Origin of the sequence: Pseudomonas sp. BNK-44-b (genome assembly GCF_047456245.1) — a bacterium.
Classification (GTDB): Bacteria; Pseudomonadota; Gammaproteobacteria; order Pseudomonadales; family Pseudomonadaceae; genus Aquipseudomonas; species Aquipseudomonas machongensis.
Window position 1 is genome coordinate 1327842 of sequence record NZ_CP179908.1, and the last position, 22756, is coordinate 1350597.

Consider the following 22756-nt stretch of genomic DNA (forward strand, 5'->3'; position numbering starts at 1 on the left):
ACATGGGGAGCACGATCGACTGATCGCTGCTCCCTTCTTCATTCTGTACCACTGACAGGCCTGCCTACATGAGCTTCAGCCCCCTGATTCGCCAACTGATCGATGCCCTGCGTGTGCTCCCGGGTGTCGGCCAGAAAACCGCCCAGCGCATGGCCCTGCAGTTGCTCGAGCGCGACCGCAGCGGAGGCGCGCGCCTGGCACAGGCCCTGAGCCAGGCCATGGAAGGTGTTGGCCATTGCCGCCAGTGCCGCACCCTGACCGAGCAGGAGCTGTGCCCGCAGTGTGCCGATCCACGCCGCGACGACACGCAACTGTGCGTGGTGGAAGGGCCGATGGATGTGTATGCGGTAGAGCAGACCGGCTACCGTGGCCGTTACTTCGTGCTCAAGGGGCACCTGTCGCCGCTCGACGGCCTGGGCCCCGAGGCGATCGGTATTCCACAACTGATGGCGCGGATCGAGGAGCAGGGCACCTTCAGCGAGGTGATCCTGGCGACCAACCCCACGGTGGAAGGCGAGGCGACGGCGCACTACATCGCCCAGTTGCTGGCCGAGAAGGGCCTGACTGCCTCGCGTATCGCCCATGGCGTACCGCTGGGTGGGGAGTTGGAGCTGGTGGACGGTGGCACGCTTGCGCATGCCTTTGCCGGGCGCCGTCCTATCTCGCTGTAAGTGTTGGGGCGCAGCGCGCCCCAAGCCAGTTACTTGTTGGTGTAGATCTGATCGAACACGCCGCCGTCGTTGAAGTGGGTCTTCTGCACGGTGCGCCAGTCACCGAAGGTCTTCTCCACCGAGAGGAAGTCGACTTTCGGGAAGCGGTCGGTGTACTCGGCGAGGACGGTGGCATCACGCGGGCGCAGGTAGTTTTGCGCGGCGATTTCCTGGGCCGCCGGCGACCACAGGTACTTGAGGTATTCCTCGGCCACGGCGCGGGTCTGTTTCTTGTCGACCACCTTGTCGACCACGCTCACTGGTGGCTCGGCTTCTGCCGACACGCTCGGATAGACCACCTCGAACTGATCACGACCGAACTCGCGGGCGATCATCTCGGCTTCGTTCTCGAAGGTGACCAGTACGTCGCCGATCTGGTTGGTCATGAAGGTCGTGGTGGCAGCGCGACCGCCAGTGTCGAGCACCGGTGCCTGCTTGAACAGCTTGCCGACGAAATCACGGGCCTTGGCTTCGTCGCCGCCTTGCTTGAGTACGTAGCCCCAGGCCGAGAGGTAGGTGTAGCGGCCGTTACCCGAGGTCTTGGGGTTGGGCACGATCACCTGCACGCCATCCTTGAGCAGATCCGGCCAGTCTTTCAGCGCCTTCGGGTTGCCCTTGCGCACGATGAACACGGTGGCCGAGGTGAACGGCGCGCTGTTGTTCGGCAGGCGGGTAACCCAGTTGTCCGGCACCAGCTTGCCGTTGTCGACCAGGGCATTGATGTCGGTGGCCATGTTCATGGTGATGACATCGGCCGGCAGGCCATCGATCACGGCACGCGCCTGCTTGCTCGAGCCGCCGAAGGACATCTGCACAACGACCTTTTCCTTGTGCTCTTCTTCCCAATGCTTCTGGAACGCCGGGTTGTAGTCCTTGTAGAAGTCGCGCATCACATCGTACGAGACGTTCAGCAGGGTCGGCGCGGCCTGGGCCAGGTTGCCGAGGGCCAGGCCTGCGGCGAGCAGCGAGGCGCTGAAGAGTTTTTTCACAGGGGCGTTCCTTGTTGTGAGTGAAAGTTTGGCAATGTGCCAGTAACTATAACCTTTGGTTCTTGAGCCATTAAAGATCAAAACAGACTTTGCTTATGCCTGCTTGGTCGCTGCCTTGGGAAACAGCGCATTGCCACAGCGCGAACAGAATGCTGCCGTCGGCTCATGGGTTTTCTTGGTGCAGGTCGGGCAATCGTGGCGCAACTGTTCGCCGCGCATGGCGTTGGCCAGCTCGGCAGTGAAGATCCCGGTGGGCACGGCGATGATCGAGTAGCCGATGATCATCACCAGCGATGACAGTACCTGGCCCAACGGCGTCTTGGGCACGATGTCGCCGAAGCCGACCGTGGTCAGGGTGACGATGGCCCAGTAGATGCCCTTGGGAATGCTGGTAAAGCCGTGCTCGGGCCCTTCGATCACGTACATCAGCGTGCCGAACACGGTGACCAGGGTCGAAACGCTGACCAGGAACACGATGATCTTCTGTTTGCTGCCGCGCAACGCCTCGAGCAGATAGTGCGCCTGCTTGAGGTAGGGGCTGAGCTTGAGCACGCGGAAGATCCGCAGCATGCGGATCACCCGGATGATCAGCAGGTACTGGGCGTCGCTGTAGTACAGGGCGATGATCCCCGGCACGATGGCCAGCAGGTCGACCAGGCCGTAGAAGCTGAACGCGTAGCGCAGCGGCTTTGGCGAGCAGTACAGGCGGGTGAGGTACTCGGCGAGGAAGATCGCCGTGAAGGCCCACTCGATGCCGGCCAGCAGGCCGGAATAATTGCGGTGCACATCGTCGATGCTGTCGAGGATGACGGTGACCAGGCTGGCCAGGATGATCAGCAGAAGGATCTTGTCGAAGCGTCTTCCAGCGACGGTGTCGGTCTGGAAGACGATCACATAGAGCCGCTCGCGCAGGCTCGAAGGGGTGTCCATGGGCTCGTTCCGTTATACGTTGCCGGTGAGAGCCTAGGGGCTGGCTCTCAGCCGTGCAAGCGCTGCGCGCTGCGCTGTCGGGCTTGCTGGACGAGGTGGCCGCCCAGATGCATCAACCAGCAAGCGAGGACGAAGGGCGCGGTGAGCGCCGGCAGCGGCCACAGACTGGACAGCGCCTGCAGCAGCAGGGCCAGGGCGATGGCCAGCAGCGGGACCCAGGGGCGTTCGCCCTGGCGGCTGAAGGCCAGGGCGGCCAGTGTGGTGTTGAAACCATACAAGCCCATCCAGGCCGCAGCTGCCTGGTCAGCGAGCAAGGCCGCACCGCCACCGATGGCTGAGCCGATCAGGGCCCAGCACGCAGCACGAGGATGGGCGAAGAACATGCCGGCGACGATCAGCAGGCCCGCCAGCGGTGCATCGAGCAGAAACACCTGGCCGACCCCACGCAGTACCCCGTGCACGTGGCTGGCTTCGGCCTGGCCGCTGACGCCGGGCTCGATGATCAGCAGCATGATCCAGCCCAGCAGCACGAAAGGCGCGGTGTAGGCCAACAGCAGAGGGCCGCCGCGCTTGCGCCACTGGTGGGTGATGATGCTCGACAGGCCGCCGGCAGCAAGGATCAGCGCAGGCACGATCGCCGACCAAGGCACCAGCGCACTGATCAGCAGGCCGATCAGCACACCGTTGTAGCTGTAAAGGCCGGCCTGGCGATCAGCGCGGGCATAGCCGCGGCGCTGCGCCGTGAGCAGGCCGGCGAGGGCGCCGAGCAGCGCGCCGCCGACCAGGTCCGGGGCGGTGAGGAGGATGGCCAGCAGGCAGCACAGGCCGCACAGGGGATCGCGCAGCAGCAGCACCTGGCTGAAGCCGTTGAGCAGCGCCGTGGCCCAGTCGGGGCACGGGTTGATGAAATTCTTGGTGTACATGGGCAGTCGGCAAGGTGAGTGAAAGGCGCTGGGCCTCTTCGGGCCTCGGTTGTGCGCCATTGGATTGGCTCTGCGCGCTCTGTAGGAGCGGGCTTGCCCGCGAAAAAGACACCGCGCTGCCTGGCACGGGCTACGCCCGTGTTCGCGGGACAAGCCCGCTCCCACAGGGATTGGGCTGGCCTTTAGATTTCGAACAAGACAGTTGCTTCTACAAAATTGCAGGGCCGGTCTTCAGATCAAGGTCTCGATCCGCAAGGTATTGGTGCTCCCCGGCTGGCCGAACGGCACCCCCGCGGTGATCAGCAGGGTGTCGCCACGGCTGGCCATGCCTTGTGCCTGGGCGATCTCCAGCGCAGTCGAGCAGATCTCATCGACCTGGCGCAGGCGGTCGTTGACCACCGAATGCACACCCCAGGTGACGCTGAGTCGGCGCGCGGTCTTGAGGTTCGGCGTCAGGTTGAGGATGGGGGCCCGTGGCCGCTCGCGGGCGGCGCGCAAGGTCGAGGCCCCTGACTCGCTGTAGTTGACCAGCACTGCCACCGGCAGGATGCCGCTGATGCGCCGAATCGCGCAGCTGATGGCATCCGAAACCGTGGCCTCGGCCTTGGGGCGGCCGACGTCGAGCTGGGCCTGGTAGTCCGGGCCGTTTTCCACCTGGCGGATGATCTTGCTCATCATCTGCACCGCCTCCAGTGGGTAGTCGCCGGAGGCGGTCTCGGCCGACAGCATCACCGCGTCGGCGCCTTCGGCCACGGCATTGGCCACGTCGGTGACCTCGGCGCGGGTCGGAGCAGGCGAGAAGCGCATCGACTCGAGCATCTGCGTCGCCACCACCACCGGCTTGCCCAGTTGGCGGCAGGTACTGATGATGCGCTTCTGGATCTGCGGCACGCTTTCAGCTGGCACTTCCACGCCCAGGTCGCCACGGGCGACCATGATCGCATCGGACAGCTCGGCGATGGCCTGCAGTTGCTCGACGGCCGAGGGCTTCTCGATCTTGGCCATCAGGTAGGCACGTTCGCCGATCAACTGGCGCGCCTCGACGATGTCTTCTGGCCGCTGGACGAACGACAGCGCCACCCAGTCCACGCCCAGTTCCAGGCCGAAGGCCAGGTCGCGGCGGTCTTTCTCGGTGAGCGGGGAGAGGTCCAGCACAGCTTGAGGGACGTTGACGCCCTTTCGGTCGGACAGCTCGCCGCCGGCCAGCACTTCGGTGTCGATGGCGTCGGCGTGCTTGGCGGTGACCCGCAGGCGCAGCTTGCCATCATCGAGCAGCAGGTCCATGCCGGGCTCCAGCGCGGCGATGATTTCCGGGTGCGGCAGGTTGACCCGGCGGCTGTCGCCGGGGGCCTTGTCCAGGTCCAGGCGCAGGGCCTGGCCACGCTGCAACTGCACCTTGCCTTCGGCGAAACGGCCGACACGCAGTTTCGGCCCCTGCAGGTCCATGAGGATGCCCAGCGGGTAGTTCAGTTGCTGCTCGACCTCGCGGATCCACTGGTAGCGCAGGGCGTGGTCGGCGTGTTCGCCGTGGCTGAAGTTGAGGCGGAAGATATTCACTCCGGCTTCGACCAGCTGGCGGATGTCATCGATGCCGTTGATCGCCGGCCCCAGGGTGGCGAGGATTTTCACTTTTTTATCGGGCGTCATGATTGCGAGGTCTCGAGGATCAGGATGGCGCGGAAGTCGTTGACGTTGGTGCGGGTTGGCTCGGTGACGATCAACGCATCGAGCGCGGCGAAGTAGCCATAGCCGTTGTTGTTGTCCAGCTCGTCACTGGCCGACAGGCCCAGGGCCTGTGCGCGGCTGAAGCTGTCCGGGGTCATCAGGGCACCGGCGTTTTCTTCGGAGCCGTCGATGCCGTCGGTGTCGCCGGCCAGTGCGTATACGCCGTGCAGACCCTTGAGGCTTTCGGTGAGGCTGAGCAGGAACTCGGCGTTGCGCCCGCCACGGCCATTGCCGCGCACGGTGACGGTGGTCTCGCCGCCGGACAGGATCACGCAAGGGGCCTTCAGCGGCTGGCCATGCAGGACGATCTGCCGGGTGATGCCGGCGTGCACCTTGGCCACTTCGCGCGATTCACCTTCCAGATCCCCCAGGATCAGTGGGCTGAAACCGGCCTGGCGGGCTTTCACCGCGGCAGCCTCGAGCGATTGCTGGGGTTTGGCGATCAGTGTGAAGTGGCTGCGCGCCAGGGCCGGGTCATCGGCCTTGACGGTTTCCGATGCCGGGTTGTTCAGCCAGTCGATGACCGCCTTGGGCGCCTCGATGTCGTAGCGCTTGAGGATCGCCAGGGCATCGGCCGAGGTGCTCGGGTCGGCCACGGTGGGGCCGGAGGCGATGACGGTAGCCAGATCGCCCGGCACATCGGAAATGGCGTAGGTATAGACGGTGGCGGGCCAGCAGGCCTTGGCCAGGCGTCCGCCCTTGATCGCCGAGAGGTGCTTGCGCACGCAGTTCATCTCGCCGATGGTGGCGCCGGACTTGAGCAGCGCCTTGTTGATCTGCTGCTTGTCGGCCAGCGTGAGGCCCTCGGCGGGCAGTGCCAGCAGGGCCGAGCCGCCGCCGGAGAGCAGGAAGATGACGCGGTCGTCTTCATCGAGGTTGCTGACCAGTTGCAGCACGCGCTTGGCGACCGCAAGGCCGGCGGCGTCGGGGACCGGGTGGGCGGCTTCGACCACCTCGATCTTCTGGCAATTGGCGCCATGGCCGTAGCGGGTCACGACCAGGCCCGAGACTTCGCCCTGCCAGCTCTTCTCGACCACTTCGGCCATGGCGGCGGCGGCCTTGCCAGCGCCGATGACGATGACCCGGCCGCTGCGATCGGCGGGCAGGTGAGGTTCGAGGACCTGACGGGGATGGGCGGCGGCGATGGCTGTGTCGAACAGCTCGCGCAGGAGTTTCTGTGGATCGACCGACATGGCAGGCTCCCAAAATTCTTGTTGTTCTGCAGAATCGAAAACGCCCCTGGAACTGCCTCCGTGCAGGCCGAACCAGGGGCGGGTGTTGCTCGGTGTCACCCCTGAGCCTGTGGTCGCAGGTTCAGCGGTGTTGGCTGCTTCGCGGGCAAGCCCGCTCCTACAGGGTCAACGCAGTCCTCGGGGACTGTGGATCCCTCGTAGGAGCGGGCTTGCCCGCGAAGCGGCCGGTAAGGCTTACAAATTACTGGTCGTCACGAATCGAGAAGTTGGCCATGTGTTCCAGCCCCTTGATCAGTGCCGAGTGGTCCCAGTTGCTGCCACCCAGTGCTGCGCAGGTGTTGAACACCTGCTGGGCATTGGAGGTGTTGGGCAGGTTGATGCCCAGCTCCTTGGCACCCTGCAGGGCCAGGTTGAGGTCTTTCTGGTGCAGGCTGATACGGAAGCCCGGGTCGAAGGTGCCCTTGATCATGCGCTCGGCATGGACTTCGAGGATCTTCGAGGAGGCGAAACCGCCCATCAGCGCTTCGCGCACCTTGGCCGGGTCGGCGCCGTTCTTGGCGGCGAACAGCAGCGCTTCGCTGACGGCCTGGATGTTCAGGGCGACGATGATCTGGTTGGCCACCTTGGCGGTCTGGCCATCGCCATTGCCACCGACGCGCGTGATGTTCTTGCCCATGGCTTCGAACAGCGGCAGGGCGCGCTCGAAGGCTTTCGGGCAGCCGCCGACCATGATGCTCAGGGTTGCGGCCTTGGCGCCGACTTCACCGCCGGATACCGGGGCGTCCAGGTAGGTGGCGCCAGTTGCCTTGATTTTCTCGGCGAAGGCCTTGGTCGCGGTGGGGGAGATCGAGCTCATGTCGATCACCACCTTGTTCGGGCCGACGCCTTCACCGACGCCATTTTCACCGAACAGCACGCTCTCGACCTGCGGGGTGTCGGGCACCATCACGATGATGAATTCGGCTTCCTGCGCCACCTCTTTAGGGTTGGCCAGGGCCACGGCACCTGCGGCGACCAGGTCGGCAGGAGCGGCGTCGTGGTGGGTGGAGACGAACAGGCTGTGACCTGCTTTCTGCAGGTTCTGGGCCATGGGCTTGCCCATGATGCCGGTGCCGATGAAACCGATTTTAGCCATGAGAATGTGCCTCTTTGTATTTGTGATATCTCAAGCGAACTGAGCGCCTTGTGGGAGCGGGCTTGCCCGCGAATGCGGCAGGTCAGGCGACGGAGGTGTCCTTGCGGGCGCCATCGCGGGACAAGCCCGCTCCTACAGGGAGCGACTGTGTTCGTTAGATCGCGTTATGGGTTTTCAGCCAGGCGAGCCCGGCCTCGGTAGTGGTCTTGGGCTTGTACTCCGCACCCACCCAGCCCTGGTAACCGATGCGGTCCAGGTGCTCGAACAGGAAGCGGTAGTTGATCTCGCCAGTGCCCGGCTCGTGACGGCCGGGGTTGTCGGCGAGCTGGATGTGGTTGATCTGCTTGAGGTGGGTTTCCAGGGTCCGCGCCAGGTCACCCTCCATGATCTGCATGTGGTAGATGTCGTACTGCAGGAACAGGTTGGCGCTGCCCACCTCGGCCTGGATCTCCAGGGCCTGGGCGGTGGTGTTCAGGTAGAAGCCTGGGATGTCGCGGGTGTTGATCATCTCCATGACCAGGCGGATCCCGGCGGCTTCGAGCTTGTCGGCGGCGTACTTGAGGTTGTCGACGAAGGTCTTGCGCACCTCGGCGCACTGCAGGCCTTGTGGGCGGATACCGGCCAGGGCGTTGACCTGCTTGTTGCCCAGCACCTTGGCGTATTCGATGGCCTTGTCGACGCCGGCGCGGAACTCTTCGATGCGATCAGGGTGGCAGGTGATGCCGCGTTCACCTTTGGCCCAGTCGCCTGCAGGCAGATTGAACAGCACCTGGGTCAGGCCGTGGGCGTCGAGCTGCTGCTTGATCTCGCTGGCGCTGAAGTCGTACGGGAAGAGGTATTCGACACCGCTGAAGCCCGCGTCGGCAGCGGCTTTGAAGCGGGCGAGGAAGTCCTGTTCGGTGAACAGCATGGACAGGTTGGCAGCGAAGCGAGGCATGGTTGTCTCCTTGCAGATGAAAGCCCCCGGCAGCCTGCGCGGGGGCGTCGGCAATCAGTCGAGCAGCGAGATGGCAGTCGGCGCGTCGTTGCCGACCAGCGCGAGGTCTTCGAACTCGTTGACCGCGTTGATCTCGGTACCCATGGAAATGTTGGTGACGCGCTCGAGAATCACCTCGACCACCACCGGCACGCGGAACTCTTCGGCCATTTTCTGCGCCTTGAGCAGGGCAGGGGCGATCTCGCCCGGCTCGAACACGCGCAGCGCCTTGCAGCCCAGGCCCTCGACCACGGCGACGTGATCCACGCCGTAGCTGCCGGCTTCGCTGGAGTTGATGTTCTCGAACGCCAGTTGTACACAGTAATCCATGTCGAAGCCACGCTGGGCCTGGCGGATCAGGCCGAGGTAGGCGTTGTTCACCAGCACATGGACGTAGGGCAGGTTGAACTGCGCACCGACCGCCAGCTCCTCGATCATGAACTGGAAGTCGTAGTCACCCGACAGCGCCACCACCTTGCGTTTCGGGTCGGCCTTGACCACGCCGAGGGCCGCGGGGATGGTCCAGCCCAGCGGGCCGGCCTGGCCGCAGTTGATCCAGTGGCGCGGCTTGTACACGTGCAGGAACTGCGCGCCGGCAATCTGCGACAGGCCGATGGTGCTGACGTAGCAGGTGTCCTTGCCGAATACCTGGTTCATTTCTTCGTATACGCGCTGCGGCTTGACCGGCACGTTGTCGAAGTGAGTCTTGCGCTGCAGGCTCGACTTGCGCTGCTGGCAATCTTCCAGCCAGGCCTTGCGGCACTTGAGCTTGCCGGCCGCTTTCCACTCGCGGGCCACTTCCAGGAAGGCGTCCAGCGCAGCGCCGGCGTCGGAGACGATGCCCAGGTCAGGGGTGAACACACGGCCGATCTGGGTCGGTTCGATGTCGACATGCACGAACTTGCGGCCTTCGGTGTAGACATCGACGGAGCCGGTGTGGCGGTTGGCCCAGCGGTTGCCGATGCCGAACACCAGGTCGGACTTGAGCAGCGTAGCGTTGCCATAGCGGTGCGAGGTCTGCAGGCCGACCATGCCGACCATCAGTTCGTGGTCGTCAGGGATGGTGCCCCAGCCCATCAGGGTCGGGATCACTGGCACGCCGGTCAGTTCGGCGAACTCGACCAGCTTGTCGCTGGCGTCGGCATTGATAATGCCGCCACCTGCGACCAGCAGCGGACGTTCGGCGTCATTGAGCAGGGCCAGGGCTTTCTCGGCCTGGATTCGCGTGGCCGAAGGCTTGTGTACCGGCAGTGGCGCGTAGGCGTCGATGTCGAATTCGATTTCGGCCATTTGCACGTCGAATGGCAGGTCGATCAGCACCGGGCCTGGGCGGCCGGTACGCATCTCATAGAAGGCTTTCTGGAAGGCGTAGGGCACCTGGCCCGGCTCCAGCACGGTGGTGGCCCACTTGGTCACCGGCTTGACGATGTTGGTGATGTCGACGGCCTGGAAGTCTTCCTTGTGCAGGCGGGCGCGGGGGGCCTGGCCGGTGATGCACAGGATCGGGATGGAGTCGGCCGAGGCGCTGTACAGGCCGGTGACCATGTCGGTGCCGGCTGGGCCGGAGGTGCCGATGCACACACCGATATTGCCTGGGTTGGCGCGGGTGTAGCCCTCGGCCATGTGCGAGGCACCTTCGACGTGGCGAGCGAGGACGTGATCGATGCCGCCGACTTTCTTCAGGGCCGAGTACAGCGGGTTGATGGCAGCCCCGGGAATGCCGAATGCCGTCTCTACGCCTTCACGGCGCATGACCAGAACGGCTGCATCGATTGCTCTCATTTTGCTCATGATTTGTGCCTCATCGATTTTGTAATTGTATACAACTTGCTTTGCGCCAAAGTGTATTCACGCTCTGAGCTTCAGGTCAATGCATTTTCATCGGGTCGATTGGCTTTCGCTGGAAACCCCACAGAAAAGGCGTTCTATCTGATGGAGTACGATCGTTCAAAAATATTGTATACAAAAAATCTTTCTGTTGTGTTCTATTTGCTTATCGGTTTTCAACTGCCCCTCAGGGCTTCTCACAACAAGAAGAGGACCTTTCCATGAACGCAATGACGCTCAACGTCGCCAACACCTTGGTCGCTGCTGCCCTTGCTGCCGGGCGCAAGATCGACGCCGCACCGCTGACCGTGGCGGTGCTGGATGCCGGCGGCCATCTGCTGGCCTTGCAACGCGAGGACGGTGCCAGTCTGTTACGTCCGCAGGTGGCCATGGGCAAAGCCTGGGGGGCTGTGGCCCTGGGCAAGGGGTCACGCCTGCTGGCGCTGGATGCACAGCAGCGACCGGCGTTTTTCGCGGCGTTGAACGGCTTGGGCGAGCGGTCGGTGGTACCCGCGCCAGGTGGGGTGCTGATCCGTGATCAGGCGGGGAAAGTGCTGGGTGCGGTGGGGATCAGCGGGGACACGTCGGACATCGACGAGCAGTGCGCAATCACTGCCATCGAGGCGCTCGGGCTTACGGCTGATGCTGGGGTAGCTGTCTGATACCGCGTTGGCCTGCGCTCCCGCCAGGGCCCGTCGGCCAAGGATGGGAGCGGTGTACGCCGACCGTCAGGCCGCCTCGGGCTCACACCCCTTGAGCACCAGGCGGATGATGGTTTCGGCGGCGGCGTCGTAATCGCTGTCGGCGAGCTTGGCCTTGCCGGTCACCACGGCAATCTGCCAATCGAAGTCGGCGTAGGTTTGCGTCGCCGCCCAGATGCTGAACATCAGGTGATGTGGATCGACCGGGGCGATCTGGCCGCGTTCGATCCAGCGCTGGATGCACTCGATGTTGTGTCGCGCCTGCTCGTTGAGCTGCTCGACCTGCCCTGGCGAGAGGTGCGGGGCGCCGTGCATGATCTCGCTGGCGAACACCTTGGAGGCATGCGGCAGGTCGCGGGAGATGCGGATCTTCGAGCGGATGTAGCCGCTGAGCACTTCTTTGGGATCGCCATCGGCGTTGAACGGCGTGGACGCCTGCATGATCGGCGCGATGATGCTCTCGAGCACCTCGCGGTAGAGGTTCTCTTTCGACTTGAAGTAGTAGTAGACGTTCGGCTTGGGGAGCCCGGCCTTGGCAGCGATATCGCTGGTCTTGGTGGCGGCGAAGCCTTTGTCGGCGAATTCCTCGCTGGCCGCGCGCAGGATCAGTTCCTTGTTGCGCTCGCGAATCGTGCTCATGGTCTATGAATCTTCCTGTGACTGGCCGCCTCTAGGCTCTGTACGAAAAGCCTTGATACTCGGTGATGCTGCGTTGAAAACAGCCTCGGAATGCTCATTTACAATTCGTAAACTCCGCTTCCTCGGCTGTTTTCGCCTTGCCTGACCTTCGTCTCAAGGCTTTTCATACAGACCCTGAGAGCGTCGGGCATGGTAGCACCGGCCCGGAGAGCGGCTCAAGGCGACGGCATTGGGCTAGAATCGGACCTTTGCAATCATTGGAAACACAACGACATGGCAGGAAGCAGCTTACTGGTGTTGATCGACGACATCGCCACGGTGCTGGACGATGTTTCGCTGATGACCAAGGTCGCGGCGAAGAAGACCGCAGGCGTGCTGGGCGATGACCTGGCGCTCAACGCCCAGCAGGTGACCGGGGTACGGGCCGAGCGGGAGATCCCGGTGGTCTGGGCGGTGGCCAAGGGCTCGCTGCTGAACAAGGCGATCCTGGTGCCGGCTGCCCTGTTAATCAGTGCATTCATCCCCTGGGCGGTCACGCCGTTGCTGATGCTTGGGGGTGCCTACCTGTGCTTCGAGGGCTTCGAGAAGCTGGCGCACAAGTTCCTGCACAGCAAGGAGGAGGAGCAGGCGCAGCACACGGCACGCAAGGAGGCCGTGGCCGATGCCAATGTCGACTTGGTCGCCTTCGAGAAGAACAAGATCAAGGGCGCAGTGCGCACGGACTTCATCCTCTCCGCCGAAATCATCGCCATCACCCTCGGTACGGTGGCCGATGCGCCGCTGAGCCAGCAGATCATCGTGCTGTCAGGCATTGCCGTGGTCATGACATTGGGTGTGTACGGGCTGGTGGCCGGAATCGTCAAGCTCGATGACCTGGGGCTGTGGCTGACCCGCAAGGGCTCGGGCCTGGCACAAGCGGTCGGTAATGGCATCCTGCGTGCGGCCCCCTACATGATGAAGAGTCTGTCGGTGATCGGCACCGCGGCCATGTTCCTGGTCGGTGGCGGCATTCTCGTGCATGGCATCGCGCCGCTGCACCATGCCATCGAGGCTTTTGCCGACGGCCGTGGCGGAGCGCTGACCGGGGCGTTGATCAACGGCGTGCTGGGAGTGGTAGCCGGGGCGGTGGTGCTGGCGGTGGTAAGTGTGGCTGGCAAGTTGTGGCGGATGCTGCGGCCAGCAGCGTGATCATCGGTGGGTCTGCTTCGCGGTTTTACCCGCGAAGCAGACCCACCGCTCAGATCAGAAGTGCACCTTGACCAGGAAACTCATGGTGTTCTGGTCAGTGGTGAAGGCATCGCTGTCCTTGATCCCGTACTTGTCGCTCCAGTAGTCGTACTCGATACCGACGTACAACTGCTTCTCACCCAGGTGCAATGCCTTGCCCAGGTCATATTTGACCTGCGGGTTGAAGTGCAGGTTGGCGTGGTAGCTGCCACGGCTGTTCTCGTCGTTGTCCACCACCCAGTCCATGAAGCCGTCGATCAGCACATCCGATGAGCCCACGGGAATGGTGTAGGACCACACTGGAGTGATCTGCCAGACATGATCACCCGGGCGGCTGCCATCGGTGGTGCGGTGGTAGAAGTTCAGCTGGAAATAGTCGAAGCCAGGAATCGCCAGGTCGAAGCCAGGGCCGATCAGGTAGGACTCGGTATCACCCTCGCCGAACTCGTAGGTCATGGCCAGCAGCACATCCTTGACCGGGCCGAACTCCAGCTTCTGGTCGAAGATCTTGCCGAACGACAGGCGCGGGCTGATCTCGCCGTAGTAGGTGTTCGGGCCGTTGTTCGCGTCTTTCTTGCCCTGGTAGAAGATCTTGTCGACGAAGATGAAGTTGTCGCCGTACTTCCAGGCATCGGCGTGCTCGAAGGTGACGGTCTGCTGGGTCTCGGGGTTGACCTTGAAGTTCTTGCCCCAGAGGTAGGTCAGGCTGTTGGTCTGCCACTGCAGCAGGTCGTCGGCGAAGCTGGTGCCGCAGGCGAGCAGGCCGCCGGCGAGGATCAGGCTGTTGATGATGCGCATTGCGTGTGTCGCTCCCTTGATTGGATGTTGCTGTCAGCGCTCGTGTCGGCGCCTTTCTTGTCTTTCGGGTCAGTTTTTTCGGGTTGGCCACAGCTCTCTGGCAAGTGCTGCGCCAACTTTCCGGGTTGGGCACAACCATCCTGCTCGACGTCGTTCTGAACGGATGAAAAGGGTGTTTCTGGCTGGCAAAACATCGACCAACCGCCCGAATTCATTGACTGAGCGGTCAGTAAACGCGGGCAGGATCCGGCCTGCCCTGAGCGAGGGGGCGCGCAGATTACTGGCTTGCGCGCCGGTCCTCAAGTGCTCCGTCCTGGAGCGCGGTGATACAAAATTGGGCGTTCGGTCAGGTTCTTAGAAATGCACCTTGACCAGCGCACTGGCCACGCTCTGGTTGCTCTGCAGATTGCCGCGGCTGTCGATGCCGTACTTGTCCTTCCAGTAGCTGTACTCGAACCCGACATACAACTGCTTGGCGCCCAGGTTGAGGGCCTTGCCCAGGTCGTACTTGACCTGTGGGTTGAAGTGCAGGTTGGCGTGGTAGGTGCCGCGGCGGGTCTGGTCGTTGTCGGTCACCCAGTCCATGTAGCCGTCGATCAGAAGGTCGGAGCGGCCCAGGGGAATGGTGTACGACCAGCCGGGGGTGAACTGCCAGACGTTGTCGCCGGGGCGACTGCCCTCGGTGTTGCGCAGGTAGATGTTGAGGTAGAAATAGTTGAAGCCAGGGATGTCCAGGTCGAACCCGGGGCCGATCAGGTAGGCGGCGTTCAACCCTTCGCCACGCTCGTAGGTCATGGCCAGCAGCACGTCCTTGACCGGGCCGAAGGCCAGTTTTCGGTCGAGGATCTTGCCGAACGACAGGCGCGGGCTGAACTCGCCGTAGTAGGTGTTCACGCCTTTGCTGGCGTCGGTCTTGCCGTTGTAGAAGATCTTGTCGATGAACAGGAAGGTATCACCGTACTTCCACTTGTTGGCGTGCTCGAAGGTGATGGTCTGCTGGATGTCCGGGTTGACCTTGAAATCCTTGCCGTAGAGGTAGGTCAGGCTTTCGCCGTGCCATTGCAGCCAGTCGCCCGCGAACGCGGGGAGGGTGGCCAGCAGGCTGCTGCCCAGCAGCAGGGACGAGGTGGTGCGCTTCATGTGCGAATTCCCGTGTTCTTGTTGTTGTTCGAGGTTTCTTCGGCGCGCAGGCGCCCCGGACGGCCCGCTCCCGTGGGCCGCCGGTACTGCGTTTCACTGCTTGGGCGAGACGGGCGGCCAGGGCGCCGCCCGCTGACTCAGTGCGGGTGACAGGCCTCGTTGTGGGCCGCGCGTTCGGCGCCCCCGAGGATGTTGAACAGCACGTTCAGTATCAGGGCGCTGAGCGTGGCCATGGCGATGCCGCTGTGGGTGATAGGCTCCATCCACTGGGGCATCTGCGCGAAAAACTCCGGACGCACCACCGGGATCAGCCCGAAGCCGACGCTGACTGCGACCAGCAACTGGTTGCGCCGATCACTGATGTCGGCCTCCTGGAGGATCTTGATGCCGGTGGCGGTGACCATGCCGAACATGGCAATGGATGCGCCGCCCAGTACCGCAGGCGGGATCGAGGCGATCAGGAAGGCCGCCTTGGGCAGCAGGCTGAGCAGGATCAGCAGCGCGCCCGCGACCACCGTGACATAGCGGCAGCGCACCCCGGTCATCTGCACCAGGCCGATGTTCTGGGCGAAGGAGGAATGGGTGAAGGTGTTGAAGAAACCGGCCACGAACGAGGCGCCGGCATCGCACAGCAGGCCGCGACGCAGCATGCCGGGTGTCACCTCGCGGTCGGTCACCTTGCCCAGGGCCAGGAACATGCCGGTGGACTCGACGAAGATGATCACCACCACCAGGCACATCGACAGGATCGGCGCGAGGCTGAAGGTCGGCATGCCGAAGTGCAGTGGCGTGACCACCTGCAGCCACGGCGCTTCGTTCAGGCCCGACAGGTCGACCATGCCGATGGAACCGGCCAGCACATAACCCAGGCCCATGCCCACCAGCACCGACACGTTGACCCAGAAGCCACGCATGAAGCGATTGATCAGCAGGATCACGGCCAGCACCAGGCCTGCGACCATCAGGTAGATCGGCGAACCGAAGGTTTCCGCCTGTTGCCCGCCGCCGGCCCAGTTGACCGCGACCGGGAACAGCGACAGGCCGATGGAGGTGATCACGGTACCTGTGACCAGCGGCGGGAAGAAGCGCACCACCTTGGACATGAACGGCGCGATCAGCATGCCGAAGAACCCGGCGGCGATGGTCGCGCCGAAGATCCCCTGCAAACCCACACCGGGCATGCCGGCCATGGCCACCATGCTGCCGACGGCGGCGAAGCTTGCGCCCATCATCACCGGCATGCGGATGCCCACCGGGCCGATGCCGAACGACTGGATGATGGTAGCGACACCGGCCACGAGCAGGTCGGCGTTGATCAGGAAGGCGACTTCTTCACGGGACAGCCCGGCGGCCTGGCCGATGATGAGCGGCACGGCGATGGCGCCGCCGTACATCAGCAGGACATGTTGCAGGCCCACCAGGATCAGCTGGAACAGGGGCAGGGGCTGTCGTGGCGGCGCAACGGGGATGTACGCCTTGGGTGACTCGGACATGCAGCACCTCGAGTTTTGTTTTTATTCTCGGATCCAAGCGGGCGGCTCCAGGCGGCAGGCGCTTCGGTTGAAGGACCTGGGGTTTCCGGATGGAGCCGTACGCTCGATGCTTGCTTGTTACGGTGTTTCATTGGAAGCGAGGCCGGCAACACCGGCCTCCACGCGGGCAAGCCCGCTCCCACAAACAGGATGTGGGGTGTCAGTTGACCGGGGCACCCTTGGCGATCCAGTCGCCGACCAGCTTGCGTTCCTCGACGGTCATCTGGGTGATGTTGCCCAGCGGCATGATCTGGCTGGCGACGGCCTGCGCCTGGATGCGCGCGGCCTGGGCCTGGATCTGCTGCGGGGTGTCGAACATCACGCCGCCCGGGGCGGTGCTGAACAGTGGGCTGGTCGGTTTCGACGAATGGCACACGGTGCAGCGTTCCTGGATGACGTTGTGGATCTTCTCGAAGTTGCCGGGCGCAGCCTGGGCGGTGGCCTGGGCCGGCGCTTCGGCAGGTGCCTGGGCAGCCTTGGCAGCTTCCTCGGCGCGCAGCTCGGCTGCAGTCTTGCCGCCGACTGCAGTGGCGGGCAATGGCTGGTACTCGATCTTCGCAGCAGCCTGCTCGGACGAGGTCGGCAGCGGCTTGGGACCAGTCACATAGGCCAGGCAGATCATCGCCAGGGCACCTACAGGGAGGGTCCAGGCGTATTTGTTGCTGTCGTGGCGGGTGTTGAAATAGTGACGGATCAGTACCGCAGCCACTGCGATCCCGGCCAGGATCAGCCAGTTGTACTGGCTGCCGTAGGTGCTCGGGAAGTGGTTGCTGATCATGATGAACAGCACCGGCAGGGTGAAGTAGTTGTTGTGTCGCGAGCGCAGCAGGCCCTTGGCCGGCAGTACCGGATCAGGGGTCTGGTTGTTCTCGATCGCCGCCACCAGCTGGCGCTGGGCCGGCATGATGATGCGGAACACGTTGCCCACCATGATGGTGCCGATGATCGCGCCGGTGTGCAGGTACGCGCCACGACCGCTGAACACCAGGCTGAAGCCCCAGCATGCCGCGATGATCAGCACGAACAGTACGGCGCCGAGCAGGGCGGGGCGCTTGCCCAGTGGTGAGTCGCAGAGGAAGTCGTAGACGAACCAGCCGACGACCAGCGAGCCGATGCCGATGGCCACGCCTTCGGCGCCGCTCAGGGTGCTGCCAGGTGCCAGCAGGTACAGGGTTGGGTTCCAGTAGAACACCACGCACAGCAAGGCGATCCCGGACATCCAGGTGAAGTAGGCTTCCCATTTGAACCAGTGCAGGTTCTCGGGCATTTTCGGTGGTGCGAGCTTGTATTTCTCCAGGTGGTAGATACCACCGCCATGGATGGCCCAGAGGTCACCTGACAACCCATCGCGCGGGTTGCTTCGATTCAGGTGGTTCTCCAGCCAGACGAAGTAGAACGATGCACCGATCCAGGCCACGCCGGTGATCATGTGAACCCAGCGAATGCTCAGGTTCAGCCATTCGTGAAGGTGTGCTTCCACAGTATGTACCTCTGCCGATCACCGACAGGCCGAGACCCGGGATGACCGACCTTTTCTTATTGGTGGGGATTGAGGATCAACATCTGTTCCTCGGTGAAGTAATGCTCGTCGCAGTTGTTGCCGGAACCACTGCGATCAACCACCAGGAAGTCATCCCGCTTTTCGATCGTCAGCACCGGGTGGTGCCAGACGCCGCGATGGTAATTAACGCCCTGCCTGCCGTTGCTGCGGAAGGCTCGGACCAAGCCTGATACAGGTGCATCGCCAACTGGCGCGACCACGATCAGAAAGGGGTTGCCGAGCAGCGGAATGAAAGCCTGGCTGCCCAGCGGATGGCGCTCCAGCATGCGTACGGTCAGCGGCATCTCCAGCGCGTCGGCGCGGAAGATGCTGATGATCGCCTTGTCTTCCGGCTCGGCGGTCTCGACCGTGGCGAGCTTGTGGAAGCGCATGGTCGAGCCGTTGTTGATCATGAAGTGGTCGCTGCCATCGGTTTCGATCACGTCACCGAACTGGGCGAAGGCTTCTTTGGTCAGGGGCTCGATCATCAGGGTACGCATGCGGTTATCTCTTCTGTATTCGTTATCGGTATGTAGGGCGGACCTCGTTCGGGCAGGCCCTGGGTGCGGTCGCGTCACGCACTCGGGCCAGTCCGGGTTTGGTCCTCAAAGCTGCAGCAGGCGGAACAGGGCGATCAGGTTGATCTGCGCCAGTGCTTCCTTGAATTCGGCATCGGTGTCGTTGTGGATGCGCTTTTCGAAGGAGGCGAGGATCTGGTGCCGGTTGCTGCCCTTGACCGCCATGATGAACGGAAACTGGAATTTTGCCTTGTAGGCGTCATTGAGTTCGGTGAAACGTGCGAACTCTTCGGCAGTGCACTGGTGAATGCCGGCGCCGGCCTGTTCGTTGGTGCTCGATTCGGTCAGTTCGCCCTGCACCGCTGCCTTGCCGGCCAGGTCCGGGTGAGCGTTGATCAGCGCCAGTTGCTCGGCGTGGCTGGCGCTGAGCAGGATGTCGCTCATGCGCTGGTGCAGCACCTCGATCTCGTCCAGCTCGCTCAGGTTGCCCAGCGCGTAGGCTTTTTCGGCGACCCACGGCGAGTGCTCGTAGATGTCGGCGAAGGCCGCGACGAAGGCGTCACGGCCGAGGCTCGAGGGCTTGAGGGTGTTGAAAGCGGTCATCAGGCGTTCTCTTTCTTGTACGGATGGGTGGCGTGCCAATGGCGGGCGATGTCCACGCGACGGGCGAACCAGACCTGCTCGTGGCTCTTGGCGTACTCGACGAAGCGCTTGAGCGCGGCCAGGCGCGCGGGGCGGCCGACCAGGCGGCAGTGCAGGCCGATGGAGAGCATCTTCGGCGCGTGCTCGCCTTCTTCGTAGAGCACGTCGAAGGCGTCCTTGAGGTACTGGAAGAACTGCTCGCCGCAGTTGAAGCCCTGCACCTGGGTGAAGCGCATGTCGTTGGTGTCCAGGGTGTAGGGGATCACCAGGTGCGGCTTGTCGGTGGGGTTGTTCGGTTCCCAGTAGGGCAGGTCGTCGTCGTAGGTGTCGCTGTCATAGAGGAAGCCGCCTTCCTCCATCACCAGGCGCCGGGTGTTCGGGCCAGTGCGACCGGTGTACCAGCCCAGCGGACGCTCGCCGGTCAGTTCGGTGAGGATGCGGATGGCCTCGAGCATGTGCTCGCGCTCCTGCGCCTCGTCCATGTACTGGTAGTCGATCCAGCGGTAGCCGTGGCTGCAGATCTCATGGCCGGCCTCGACCATGGCGCGGATCACGTCCGGGTGGCGCTGGGCGGCCATGGCCACGGCGAACACGGTCAGCGGTACGCCGGTGTCCTTGAACAGCTTGAGCAGGCGCCACACCCCGGCGCGGCTGCCGTATTCGTAGAGCGACTCCATGCTCATGTTGCGCACGCCCTGCAGCGGCTGGGCAGCCACCATTTCAGAGAGGAAGGCTTCGGACTCCTTGTCACCGTGCAGGATGTTGCGCTCGCCACCTTCTTCGTAGTTGAGCACGAAAGACAGGGCAATGCGGGCGTTGCCCGGCCATTGCGGGTGAGGTGGGTTGTTGCCGTAACCGATCAGGTCGCGAGGGTAGTCAGCGCTCACTGCAGTCTTCCTTATGTTCGTAGGTGCGGGTGGTGGGTGGACCGCGGCGGGTTGTCGCACGCACCGGATGGGATGATTGTATACAACTTATTTGACCATTTGTAAGCCCGTTTTTCCGCATTTCTTCCCACTTGTCGCCTCAAACTCAGGCTGGAAAAGCACTGCAAGAAACCTGCCTGATCGGTCAGATAATACCTCGGCCTGCTGCACAGGCCCTGTATTTGCGACGGATGCTCATGCTCGGAAGGCCTGGTGTGAGCGGTGCGCAGCGGGGTTCAAAAAATTGTGTACAATCTGAATCGAAAGTGTCTTAATGAGCCCATTCCGGCATTTCGTCAGCCTCGTGTTGGTGCATGCCGTGTATTTTCTGCCCATGCAAACGACAAGAGGCGACAAGCAAATGGGACGTTTGACCACACACGTACTGGATGCCGCTCACGGCTGCCCGGGCAGCTCGATCAAGGTCGAGCTGTACCGTGTCGAAGGCCAGCAACTGGAGCTGGTGAACAGCGCACTGACCAACAGCGATGGCCGTGTCGATGCGCCTTTGTTGCAGGGCGATGACTACCGTACTGGTGTCTACCAGTTGCAGTTCGCCGCCGGGGACTACTACCGGGCCAAAGGTGTTGCACTGCCTGACCAGGCGTTTCTCGATGTCGTGGTGCTGCGCTTCGGCATCGATGAAGGGCAGGAGCACTATCACGTGCCGTTGCTGATCTCGCCGTACAGCTATTCGACCTATCGTGGGAGCTAGTTGGTCGCTAGAAGAATCTTCGTAGGTCCTTGCCCGCTATCACACTGGCGGGCTTTTTTCATTCTGTAGCAATTGTCCGAAACCCCGCCCGATCCCCCAGTCCCGCATCCCTCCGCTATTCCAGGCATGGAAACGTATCAGCGTTCGTCGCAAAGCACTGAGTGGCGCGTTGATGGCGTGGTTCTGCTCTTGTATCCTGCGCACCCTTTCGCAGTGATGCGATCAGTTCTCAAGTGACGGATTACTTGCATGTCCCTCTTCCTCCGTGCGCTGGCGACCGGCTTTGCGCTCCTGCCGCTGCTTGCCAGTGCCGCCCCCTTCCAGTCTCCCGGCGACCGCGACCTGATTCGTGATCGTCAGGAAAACCTTCTGCAAGAGCAGCGCAAGCGCCTTGAGGAACTGCAGCAATTACCCGGCAAGCAGGCCCCACAGGCCCCTGTGGCGCCCGCGGAGCAAGGGCGGTGCTTCCAGATCCGCAGCGTCGAGCTGCAAGGTGCGACCCAGCTCAGCGAGCGGCAACGCCAGGCACTGGTCGAGGACTATGAAGGCAAGTGCCTGCAAGTGGGGGAGCTCAACGGCCTGCTCAAGCGCATCACCGATCACTACATCGACCGTGGCTACCTGACCACCCGTGCCTACCTGCCGCAGCAGGATCTGGGTTCGGGCATCCTGCAGATCATCATCGTCGAAGGGCGCCTGGAAGGCCTGGACAGCTCAGCGCTTGCCAGCCCACGGGAAATGGCCATGACCTTCCCCGGCCAGGTCTCCGAAGTGCTCAACCTGCGCGACATGGAGCAGATGGTCGACCAGCTTGGTCGCTTGCCGTCGCGTCAGGTCGAAGTCGAGCTGGTGCCAGGCCAGGAAGTGGGCGGTAGCCGCGTGCAGCTCAAGGGCCAGCGTGACAAACCCTGGCGAGTCTCGGCCAGCCGCCACAACAATGGTGATGCCAGCAGCGGCGAGCAGCAGATGAACCTGGGCCTGGAGTGGGACAGCCCGTTGGGCCTGGCCGATCAGCTGAGCCTCAGGGGCGGGCGTGATGTGGTCAGCGACCACTGGCGCCATTCCGACAGCCATGGCCTGAACTACAGCCTGCCGTGGGGCTGGTGGACCTTCAACTACAGCTACAACCACAACTACTACCGCACCCGCGACACCTCCAGCGGCTTTCCCTTCAAGCTCGACGGCGACAACAGCGTGCACCAGTTCCAGGCCGAACGGGTGATCCACCGCGACAGCCTGAGCAAGACGGCGGTGAATATCGGGGTGAGCCACTTGCGTGCGCGCAACTACCTTGACGACACCCTGATCGATGTCTCCAGCACCCGCATCACCGAGCGTCAGCTTGGCGTCAACCACGGCCGACGCATCGGCAATGCCTTCGTCAACCTCGATGCCGGCTGGCAGCAGGGCATCGGCGCGCTCGACGCCCAGGGCGCAGGCGACCCCCACGGCAACGAACCGGTGTCGCGCTACAACAAGTACACCCTGACCCTGAGCTACCTGCAGCCGTTCCAGCTGTGGGGCGAACAGTTCAGCTTCGACAGCCTGGCCACCGGCCAGCGCAGCGAGGACGCGCTCTACAGTGCCCAGCGCATCAGTGTCGGCGGGCTGACCTCGGTGCGTGGCTTCAAGGATCAGACCCTCACCGGCGACAGCGGCGGCTACTGGCGCAACCAGTTGCGCTGGCGTCGGCCGGTCACCTGGGCTGCGCTACAGCCCTGGCTGCGCGAATACGGCATGGCGTTCGCCTACGACGCCGGTGTGATCAAGGGCCAGCATGGCAACGGCAAGGACCATGGGCGCCTGAGCGGCAATGCCCTGGAGTTCAATGTGCGCGGCCAGTACTTCGCTGCCAGCGCAACCTTTGCCCGTTCGCTGGAGCGGCCCGATGCGGTGACCCGCCGCGAGCACCCGATCTATTTCCGCGTCGACGCCTTCTTCTGAGCGCCGGCCCTACCCATTACCCGTGA

At 63.2% G+C, this 22756-nt stretch carries 21 protein-coding genes; 5 read left to right on the forward strand and 16 right to left on the reverse strand.

The annotated features are described in order from the left end of the window. Positions 1-68 precede the first annotated feature (68 nt). The gene (gene recR, locus ACMGGG_RS06330; RefSeq protein WP_063543953.1) at positions 69-671 is read left to right on the forward strand and encodes a recombination mediator RecR; all 603 of its coding nucleotides are present in this window, start codon (positions 69-71) and stop codon (positions 669-671) included. A 29-nt stretch (positions 672-700) separates the two neighbouring features. On the opposite strand, the gene ACMGGG_RS06335 is transcribed toward recR, so the two are convergent. From ACMGGG_RS06335 to gcl, 8 genes are all read right to left on the reverse strand, one after another. Continuing rightward, positions 701-1699, reverse strand: a complete 999-nt coding sequence (locus tag ACMGGG_RS06335; RefSeq protein WP_414155067.1) for a sulfate ABC transporter substrate-binding protein — start codon at positions 1697-1699, stop codon at positions 701-703. 93 nt (positions 1700-1792) lie between these two features. Beyond that, the gene (locus ACMGGG_RS06340; protein WP_414155068.1) at positions 1793-2629 is read right to left on the reverse strand and encodes an ion transporter; all 837 of its coding nucleotides are present in this window, start codon (positions 2627-2629) and stop codon (positions 1793-1795) included. Positions 2630-2676: 47 nt separating this feature from the next. After that, entirely contained in the window at positions 2677-3552 is an 876-nt protein-coding gene (locus ACMGGG_RS06345; RefSeq protein ID WP_112897790.1) for an urea transporter, read from the reverse strand. 231 nt (positions 3553-3783) lie between these two features. After that, a complete protein-coding gene (pyk, locus tag ACMGGG_RS06350; RefSeq protein ID WP_054893645.1) occupies positions 3784-5199 on the reverse strand; it encodes a pyruvate kinase in 1416 nt (471 codons plus the stop codon). Next, positions 5196-6470 (reverse strand): glycerate kinase, encoded by a 1275-nt coding sequence (locus ACMGGG_RS06355; RefSeq protein ID WP_197892479.1) that lies wholly within the window; start codon positions 6468-6470, stop codon positions 5196-5198. Before ACMGGG_RS06355 ends, pyk begins: the two co-directional genes overlap by 4 nt. 241 nt (positions 6471-6711) lie before the next feature. Further along, a complete protein-coding gene (locus ACMGGG_RS06360; RefSeq protein WP_063543963.1) occupies positions 6712-7605 on the reverse strand; it encodes a 2-hydroxy-3-oxopropionate reductase in 894 nt (297 codons plus the stop codon). A 154-nt stretch (positions 7606-7759) separates the two neighbouring features. Next, the gene (hyi, locus tag ACMGGG_RS06365; protein WP_063543965.1) at positions 7760-8542 is read right to left on the reverse strand and encodes a hydroxypyruvate isomerase; all 783 of its coding nucleotides are present in this window, start codon (positions 8540-8542) and stop codon (positions 7760-7762) included. 54 nt (positions 8543-8596) lie between these two features. Continuing rightward, positions 8597-10372: a glyoxylate carboligase gene (gene gcl / locus ACMGGG_RS06370; RefSeq protein ID WP_054893649.1), complete on the reverse strand. Its 1776-nt coding sequence runs from the start codon at positions 10370-10372 to the stop codon at positions 8597-8599. Between the two features lie 257 nt (positions 10373-10629). Here gcl and ACMGGG_RS06375 point away from each other — a divergent pair, with 257 nt between their 5' ends. After that, positions 10630-11070: a GlcG/HbpS family heme-binding protein gene (locus ACMGGG_RS06375; RefSeq protein ID WP_054893650.1), complete on the forward strand. Its 441-nt coding sequence runs from the start codon at positions 10630-10632 to the stop codon at positions 11068-11070. Positions 11071-11136: 66 nt separating this feature from the next. Here the strand turns inward: ACMGGG_RS06375 and ACMGGG_RS06380 are convergent, their stop codons facing one another. After that, a complete protein-coding gene (locus tag ACMGGG_RS06380; protein WP_054893651.1) occupies positions 11137-11748 on the reverse strand; it encodes a TetR/AcrR family transcriptional regulator in 612 nt (203 codons plus the stop codon). A gap of 273 nt (positions 11749-12021) precedes the next feature. Here ACMGGG_RS06380 and ACMGGG_RS06385 point away from each other — a divergent pair, with 273 nt between their 5' ends. Then, the gene (locus ACMGGG_RS06385) at positions 12022-12936 is read left to right on the forward strand and encodes a DUF808 domain-containing protein (protein WP_414155069.1); all 915 of its coding nucleotides are present in this window, start codon (positions 12022-12024) and stop codon (positions 12934-12936) included. A 54-nt stretch (positions 12937-12990) separates the two neighbouring features. Here the strand turns inward: ACMGGG_RS06385 and ACMGGG_RS06390 are convergent, their stop codons facing one another. The 7 genes from ACMGGG_RS06390 to puuE all read right to left on the reverse strand — a co-directional run bounded on the left by ACMGGG_RS06390 (position 12991) and on the right by puuE (position 20032). Continuing rightward, positions 12991-13773 carry an outer membrane protein OmpK gene (locus ACMGGG_RS06390; RefSeq protein WP_054893653.1) on the reverse strand — a complete coding sequence of 261 codons (783 nt, stop codon included), beginning with the start codon at positions 13771-13773 and terminating at the stop codon, positions 12991-12993. Positions 13774-14127: 354 nt separating this feature from the next. Further along, a complete protein-coding gene (locus tag ACMGGG_RS06395) occupies positions 14128-14913 on the reverse strand; it encodes an outer membrane protein OmpK (RefSeq protein WP_063543971.1) in 786 nt (261 codons plus the stop codon). A gap of 137 nt (positions 14914-15050) precedes the next feature. Continuing rightward, the gene (locus tag ACMGGG_RS06400; RefSeq protein ID WP_112897792.1) at positions 15051-16406 is read right to left on the reverse strand and encodes a nucleobase:cation symporter-2 family protein; all 1356 of its coding nucleotides are present in this window, start codon (positions 16404-16406) and stop codon (positions 15051-15053) included. 199 nt (positions 16407-16605) lie between these two features. Beyond that, positions 16606-17925, reverse strand: a complete 1320-nt coding sequence (locus ACMGGG_RS06405; RefSeq protein ID WP_414155070.1) for a urate hydroxylase PuuD — start codon at positions 17923-17925, stop codon at positions 16606-16608. A 56-nt stretch (positions 17926-17981) separates the two neighbouring features. Further along, positions 17982-18485: an ureidoglycolate lyase gene (locus tag ACMGGG_RS06410; RefSeq protein ID WP_054893657.1), complete on the reverse strand. Its 504-nt coding sequence runs from the start codon at positions 18483-18485 to the stop codon at positions 17982-17984. Between the two features lie 105 nt (positions 18486-18590). Beyond that, positions 18591-19106 carry a 2-oxo-4-hydroxy-4-carboxy-5-ureidoimidazoline decarboxylase gene (uraD, locus tag ACMGGG_RS06415; protein ID WP_197892486.1) on the reverse strand — a complete coding sequence of 172 codons (516 nt, stop codon included), beginning with the start codon at positions 19104-19106 and terminating at the stop codon, positions 18591-18593. After that, on the reverse strand, positions 19106-20032 hold the full coding sequence (puuE, locus tag ACMGGG_RS06420) for an allantoinase PuuE (protein WP_054893659.1): 927 nt from the start codon (positions 20030-20032) through the stop codon (positions 19106-19108). The genes uraD and puuE overlap by 1 nt, the downstream gene beginning before the upstream one ends. Positions 20033-20432: 400 nt before the next feature. On the opposite strand from puuE, the gene uraH reads away from it, so the two are divergent. Both uraH and ACMGGG_RS06430 read left to right on the forward strand, forming a co-directional pair. Beyond that, positions 20433-20786, forward strand: a complete 354-nt coding sequence (uraH, locus tag ACMGGG_RS06425; RefSeq protein ID WP_054893660.1) for a hydroxyisourate hydrolase — start codon at positions 20433-20435, stop codon at positions 20784-20786. A 249-nt stretch (positions 20787-21035) separates the two neighbouring features. After that, complete coding sequence (locus ACMGGG_RS06430; RefSeq protein ID WP_112897795.1) at positions 21036-22730, forward strand: ShlB/FhaC/HecB family hemolysin secretion/activation protein; 1695 nt, start codon at positions 21036-21038, stop codon at positions 22728-22730. The last annotated feature ends 26 nt before the right edge of the window (positions 22731-22756 follow it).